Source organism: Streptomyces sp. NPDC044064, from assembly GCF_056434245.1.
This window is the reverse complement of sequence record NZ_JBWKFN010000076.1, coordinates 1-2,955: the sequence shown is the minus strand read 5'-3', so window position 1 is coordinate 2,955 and position 2,955 is coordinate 1. Positions and strand designations below refer to the sequence as shown.

General features: G+C 73.4%; 3 protein-coding genes. 1 reads left to right on the top strand and 2 read right to left on the bottom strand.

The window, feature by feature from the left end; all coding sequences use genetic code 11:
- Positions 1-145 precede the first annotated feature (145 nt).
- Together AC07DS_RS46275 and AC07DS_RS46270 are read right to left on the bottom strand one after the other, a co-directional pair.
- Positions 146-1,099 (bottom strand): DMT family protein, encoded by a 954-nt coding sequence (locus AC07DS_RS46275; RefSeq protein WP_479154735.1) that lies wholly within the window; start codon positions 1,097-1,099, stop codon positions 146-148.
- Positions 1,096-1,890 (bottom strand): phosphatase PAP2 family protein, encoded by a 795-nt coding sequence (locus AC07DS_RS46270; RefSeq protein ID WP_479154734.1) that lies wholly within the window; start codon positions 1,888-1,890, stop codon positions 1,096-1,098. The genes AC07DS_RS46275 and AC07DS_RS46270 overlap by 4 nt, the downstream gene beginning before the upstream one ends.
- 258 nt (positions 1,891-2,148) lie before the next feature.
- Here AC07DS_RS46270 and AC07DS_RS46265 point away from each other — a divergent pair, with 258 nt between their 5' ends.
- Positions 2,149-2,793, top strand: coding sequence for a TetR/AcrR family transcriptional regulator (locus tag AC07DS_RS46265; protein WP_393470105.1), 645 nt, complete (start codon positions 2,149-2,151; stop codon positions 2,791-2,793).
- The last annotated feature ends 162 nt before the right edge of the window (positions 2,794-2,955 follow it).

The window sequence follows — 2,955 nt, the reverse complement described above, 5'->3', positions numbered from 1 at the left end:
CCCCCCTCCCCCCCCCCCCCCCCCCCCCCCCCCCCCCCCCCCCCCCCCCCCCCCCCCCCCCCCCCCCCCCCCCCCCCCCCCCCCCCCCCCCCCCCGCCGCTGTGTGTCCGGCCGGGCCGTGTGTCCGGCCGGATCGGGTGTCCGCTCAGTGTGCGGTGAGATGCCCGGGCTGCTCCGGCTGCCGGGGCACCAGCACCGGTTCCGCCGCCGCCGTGCCCGGCTCCAGGGCCAGCACCGCGGCGACGGGGTGGTCGTCGTGCTCGTCGGACCGGTCGGGTTCGGGCGCCGACCGGGTCAGCAGGACCACGCCCCAGGCCGCCAGCCCCGCCCCGGCCAGCCCCAGCAGCACACCGCCGGCTCCGCCGCGCAGGCCCTGCCCGAGCAGGGTCAGTCCGATGACCGCTGCGGCCGTCGGGTTGGCCAGGGTGACGACTGCCAGCGGGCCGCCGAGACCGCCGCGGTAGGCCGTCTGCGACAACAGCAGGCCGCCGGTGGCGAACGCGGCGACCAGGACGGCGACCACGATCACCTCGGTACTCAGTGCCGGGCCCGTGCGGTCCGTCGCCGCCACCGTCACCGTCTGGGTGAGGGCGGAGGCGACACCCGAGGCGAACCCGGAGGCGGTCGCATGCCGCAGGCCCGGCCGGGCGCCGGGCCGGGAGAGCATCCCGATCAGGGCCGCGGTCGTACCGGCGACCGCCAGCGCCTGGGGCAGGCTCAGCACCCGCTCGGGTGCCGGACCGGACGCGGTGACCAGCAGCGCGGTCAGCCCCAGCAGCGTGAGTGCCGTACCGCGCCACTCCACCGCGCTGACCCGCCGCCCGGCCGCCCGCGCCCCGAGCGGCACGGCAGCGACGAGGGTGAGCGCGCCCAGCGGCTGGACGACGGTGAGCGGGCCGTACTTGAGGGACACGACGTGCAGCAGCGCGGCGGCCGCGTTCAGTCCGACCGCCGACCACCAGGCGCCGGTGCCCAGCAGGCGCAGGAGGCCGGTCCCGGCGTTGCGGGAGGCGAGGCGTTCCTGGGCGACTGCGGCCGCGGCGTAGGCGACGGCCGAGATCAGGGACAGGCCGACGGCGAGAAGTGCGGCGGGGCTCATCGGCCGGCTCCCACCAGGACGGGCTCCTTCGGGGCGAGCCGCCGGGCACCTCGTCCCGCCGTGCTGGGCGTCCGCTTCGGCGGGTGGACGACCGCGAGCGCGACGCCGAGCATGGCGGTCGCGACGATCGCGTCCAGCCAGTAGTGGTTCGCCGTGCCCACGATCACCAGCAGGGTGATCAGCGGGTGCAGGAGCCACAGCCAGCGCCGGCGCGACCGGGTGGCCGCGATCAGGCCGATCGCCACCATCAGGGCCCAGCCGAAGTGCAGCGACGGCATCGCCGCGAACTGGTTGGAGAGGTGGTCGCTGGACGGCGGGCCGTAGACGGAGGGGCCGTAGATCCGGGCGGTGTCCACCAGGCCGGTGCCGGTCAGCATCCGCGGCGGGGCCAGCGGGAACACGAACGGCAGCACCAGGGCCGCGGAGGTGACCACGGCCAGGACCCGGCGCGCCCACACGTAGTGCGCGGGCCGGCTGAGGTACAGCCACACCAGGAAGACCAGCGTGGCCGGGAAGTGGACGGTCGCGTAGTAGGTGTTCGCCAGATGCACGAGGGCGTCGCCGTGCAGCAGTGCGGACTGCACGGCGGTCTCGTGCGGAAGGTGCAGGGTCCGCTCGAGGTCCCACACCCGGTGGGCGTTGCGGAAGGCTTCCGCGGTATGGCCGGTGGCCAGCTGCCGCCCGAGCTTGTAGACGAGGAAGAGCCCTGCGACGAGCAGGAACTCACGGAGGAGCGGCGGGCGCGTTATCGCGTCCGGCTCCGCTTCTGCAGGCTCGGTTCGGGCATTCATCCCCCGGCCCCTTCGCTGACGGTCGTGCGTGTGGTGGTGCGGGCTGAGACCCGGACCGGGGTCCGGGCTCATCGATACGGCTGAGTACCGATACTTCTCAGTACCGATACGCGAGTGTACCGATACGGCAGTGTACCGATACGCTCGAGTACCGGTACACTTGCGTATCGATTGATGTGCGACACACTGGAGACAGGGTCCGCGGCCGTCCTTGCGCGGATCTTCAGCGGACCGGGTACGAGCGAGGGGAAGCCACGCATGACGTCGCAGGCCGCGGACGGACCGGAGACGGTCGCCGCCTCGCGCCGCTCCAAGATCACGCCCGAGCGTGAGCGGGAGTTCTTCGACGCTGTGCTGGAGCAGATCCGCGAGTGCGGCTACGACTCCGTGACCATGGAAGGAGTCGCCGCGAGCACCCGGTGCAGCAAGTCCACGCTCTACCGGCAGTGGAAGACCAAGCCCCAGTTCGTCGCGGCCGCGCTGCGCGCCAACCGCAAGGTGCGCTTCGCCGGGATCGACACCGGCTCACTCGCCGAGGACCTGCGCCAGGCGGCACGCGCCGCGGGCGACTGGTCCAACAAGGACGCCCGGCTTCTGCAGGCACTCGGTCACGCGGTCACGGCCGACCACGAACTGGCACAGGCGCTGCGTGACGCACTGGTCACGCCGGAGATCGCCGCACTGCAGGAGATGCTGGAGAGGGGTGTGCAAAGGGGCGAGGTGCGCGCGGACCACCCCGCACTGGAGTACATCCCGGCCATGATGTTCGGCGTCCTGCGGGTACGCCCGGTGCTGAGCGGCGAGTACGCCGACGCCGACTATCTCGACCGTTTCGTGGAGTCCGCCGTGCTGCCCGCACTCGGACTGACCCAGGATCCAGGCCGCCGTTCACGGGATGACTGAACGGTGACCTGTCGGCGCCGCACCGTGGGGACGGGGGCGGCGCGCACCCCCCGGGCGGGGGGGGGGGGGGGGGGGGGGGGGGTGGACTACCCCCCATCAAAGGCCTCCCCATGTTTTTTCTCGCCTGCTCCTCCGTTTCCCCCGTCTTCCCGCAAACTATCT